This window comes from Streptomyces sp. NH27, from assembly GCF_056859195.1.
Genome location: NZ_JACEGK010000670.1, coordinates 1 through 3,624 on the forward strand (window position 1 = coordinate 1; position 3,624 = coordinate 3,624).

Here is a 3,624-nt window from a genome sequence, read left to right on the forward strand (position 1 = left end):
GCCCCGGGCCGAACACCGAACCGCCGACCCAGCGCCGCCCCTCCGCATCCCACCGCTCGCCGCTGTTGGGATAGGCCACCACCGGCTTGCCCGAGATCTCCGCGGCCAACCGCACCGCATCGGCCACCTCGCCCGGAGCACAGCAGTTGACGCCCACCGCGACCACCTCGTCCCGGCCCGCCACCAGTGCGAAGGCATCCTCCAACCGCTGCCCGGCCCGTGTCAGGCCGCCCTCGATCGTGTACGACAGCCACACCGGCACCCCGGTGTCCTCGGCCGCCCTCAGCATCGCCTCCCCTTCGTCGACATCCGGCACCGTCTCCAACGCGAGGACATCTGGCTCTGCCGCCGCCAGCGCCTCGATCCGCGGTCGATGGAACCTCTCCAACTCCCGCACTCCCAGCCCGTACCGCCCTCGGTACTCGCTCCCGTCCGCCAGCATCGCCCCGTAGGGCCCGACCGATGCCGCCACCCGCACCCCGGGCCGACCCGCTGCCGCCCGCCGGGCCAACTCGACGCTGCGCCGCATCAGTCGCTCCGCCTCCACGCGGCCGACCCCGCGCTGCGCGAACCCTTCGTACGTCGCCTGATAGCTGGCCGTGGTGAGCACCTGGGCGCCCGCTTCCAGGTATGCGGTGTGGGCCGCGAGGATCTGCTCGGGCTCGTCCGCCAGCAGCCGCGCCGTCCACAACGGGTCCGCCAAGTCGCAGCCCTGATCCGCGAGCTGGTTGGACAACCCGCCGTCCAATACCAGCACCCCTTCGTCCGGCACGACCGGCCTTCCTCCGATCGCCTCACCTCCTTGTCCCGTTGCGTATCCGATGGGCTCTCCTCCGGTGGGCGGTCCGCCCGGCCCACGATCGGGGCCGGGCTCCGCCGCAGGCACGGGCGGCGTCACCGCACCGTCACCCGACCTGCGACTGGACCTGCGCGGAGATCAGCTCCAGGTGGTCCAAGTCCTTCAGATCGAGGACCTGGAGGTAGAACCGCGTGGCGCCCAACTCGGCGTACCGCCCGATCTTGTCGACGACCTCGGCAGGCGATCCGGCCAGCCCGTTGGACTTCAGGTCGTCCACCTCCCGGCCGATCGCCGCTGCCCGCCGACTCACCTCGGCGTCGTCCTTGCCGACCGCGACGACCAGCGCGTTGGACAGAACGATGTCGTCCGCCGCCCGACCGGCCGACCGCACCGCTTCCCGCACCCGCTCGAACTGCTTTCTGCTGTCCTCGATCGACGCGAACGGCACATTGAACTCCGCCGCGTAACGCGCCGCCAGCTCCGGGGTGCGCTTGGCACCCATACCGCCGATGATCACCGGAAGCGACGACTGGGCGGGCTTGGCCAGTGCCGGCGAGTCCTTGAGCTGGTAGAACTTGCCGTCGAAGTCGAAGGTCTGCCCCGCAGGCGTCCCCCACAGCCCGGTGATGACGGCCAACTGCTCCTCCAGGCGGCCGAACTTCTCCTTCGGGAAGGGGATGCCGTAAGCGGTGTGCTCCGCCTCGAACCACCCCGCACCGAGCCCGAACTCGACGCGGCCGCCCGACATCTGGTCGACCTGCGCCACCTGGATGGCCAGGACGCCAGGCAGCCGGAAGGTGCCCGCGGTCATCAGCGTGCCGAGTTTGATCCGGCTGGTCTCCCGCGCGAGGCCGGCCAGTGTGATCCACGCGTCCGTGGGTCCGGGCAGCCCGTCCCCGCCCATCGTCAGGTAGTGGTCGGAGCGGAAAAAGGCATCAAAGCCCAGGTTCTCGGTGGCCTTGGCGACGGCCAGCAGCGTGTCGTAGCTCGCCCCTTGCTGGGGCTCGGTGAAGATACGTAGATCCATTCCTCCATCCTGCATCAGGTGCGGGGCCGACCGTGTCACCCCGAATCGGCGCGCGCCAGCACTTGCGCTCGGTCCTTGGCCTCGTCCACCGCGTCCAGAGCGTCCACGCACTCCCAGTAGGTCTCCTCGTCGCAGGCGGCGGAGACGAGCGCGACCAGGGCGAGCCCGATCTCGCCGAGGAGGGCCCGCAGCGCCCGCAGTGTGCCGTCCGGCTCACGGACCGTGCTCAACCGGGCGGCCCGGGGCGGGCCGACCCGCGTGACCGAGACCACCGGAGTGGGCCCGGCCCGCGGCACCGTACGGCCCGGATCGCGCGCCGCCCCACGCTCGCCGGGTCGGCCGCCTTCCGCCTCGCACCCCCATGCCTCCGCCAGCAACCGCCCGATCGCGTCCGTCAGCTCATACGCCTGCCATGCCTCGGCGATGACGTCCTCCGGCTGCGGATCGCGGCTCATCGCCCGCTCCGCCTCTGCCACAAGCCGTGCCGCATCCATCTTTTCTGCCCTCCGTGTCAGCGCGACGACTCCGTGCCGCCGTCCTCATGTCACCCAGAGTGACACGGCGCAAGCGCTCAAAAAGGGGGCAGATCCAAAGCTGTGGATAACTCCCGGATTGTGGATAACTCGGTCACTCGTTCGAGTGACCGTCGCGCCCGGAACCCCCGTGCTCGGCCGGTCCCGGCGCGGGAAACCGCAGTTCGTTGCGGTCGATCTTCGCAGCGAGCGCGGCCCGCACGTCGATGTCGAGCACCGCACAGAACTGCAGCAGATACGCCAGTACGTCCGCCACCTCGTCCCGCACCCGGTCCGCGGTAGCGTCCCGGTCCATCACCGCCGCTGACTGCTCGGGGGTCAACCACTGGAAGATCTCCAGCAGTTCCGAGGCTTCTACGCTCAGCGCGGCGGCGAGGTTCTTCGGCGTATGGAAGGGCTCCCAACGGCGCACGGCCGCGAAGTCCACAAGGCGCTGCTGTAGTTCGGCGAGATCGTGTCGGTCGGTCACGCGGACTGGTCTACCTCATCTTCGCCGTCGACCGCAGCGGGGAGCCGTTCGCCGCACGCGCACGTACAGGGGGTGCGCGGGGAGGCGGCGACGCCGGCTTCACCGCGCGCGGGCGGCACGGGGTGTGTTTGCGGTGCAGGTACGGGCGTGGGTGCGGACGCCGACGCGGGTACGGGTACGGGTACGGCGGCCGACGGGAGCGGGCCCGCTTGTACGGGCGGGCCCACCTCAACCGGTGGTCCCGCCGGTGCTGGCTCGGGCGGTGTCGGCTCCGCGAACGCGGAATCGAGCCAGGCCGGTTCCGCATGACCGGGCACGTCGTCGACGGACTCGGTGTAGACGTAGTCGGCCCGGTCGAACCCGCGGTAGTCGGGGGCTTCATATTCGGAGTCATCGTACGAGGAATCGTCGTGCTCGGAATCGTCAGGCTCGGAGCCGGCGTAGCCGAAGTCGTCGTATCCCGCCTGATCGAACGGCGATTCACCGTAAGGGGACGCTCCGATCGCCGGCGCCGCGACGGGCGTGCCCGGCAACGCCGCACCGTTCGGACCAGGTTGAGCCGGTCCTCGCTCTTCCTCGAACGACTCGACCCACGCGTTCCCGCTCGGCTCGGGCTCCGCAGCAGCCGTCGCGCGGCCAATCCGTACGGTGGAGCCCGGCTCGACCCCGACCGGTTCCTCGGGGGGCATCGCTGCCGTTGATTCCTCCGCCCCGTTCCGCGCCGCCGCATGCCCCTCCGCCGACACGGCCCTCGCCGATCCGCCGTCGCGCGCACCCTCTCCCTGCACCGAAGCCC

At 70.8% G+C, this 3,624-nt stretch carries 4 protein-coding genes; all 4 read right to left on the reverse strand.

Annotated elements, in window-relative coordinates:
* Positions 1 to 772 (reverse strand): homocysteine S-methyltransferase (gene mmuM, locus AC13HU_RS34110; protein ID WP_483045867.1); only part of this gene is annotated, 772 nt, incomplete at its 3' end.
* A gap of 133 nt (positions 773 to 905) precedes the next feature.
* A complete protein-coding gene (locus AC13HU_RS34115; RefSeq protein ID WP_483045868.1) occupies positions 906 to 1,826 on the reverse strand; it encodes an LLM class F420-dependent oxidoreductase in 921 nt (306 codons plus the stop codon).
* Between the two features lie 35 nt (positions 1,827 to 1,861).
* Positions 1,862 to 2,320 (reverse strand): DUF6099 family protein, encoded by a 459-nt coding sequence (locus AC13HU_RS34120; protein WP_483045869.1) that lies wholly within the window; start codon positions 2,318 to 2,320, stop codon positions 1,862 to 1,864.
* 133 nt (positions 2,321 to 2,453) lie between these two features.
* The gene (locus tag AC13HU_RS34125; RefSeq protein WP_483045870.1) at positions 2,454 to 2,828 is read right to left on the reverse strand and encodes a nucleotide pyrophosphohydrolase; all 375 of its coding nucleotides are present in this window, start codon (positions 2,826 to 2,828) and stop codon (positions 2,454 to 2,456) included.
* Between the last annotated feature and the right edge of the window lie 796 nt (positions 2,829 to 3,624).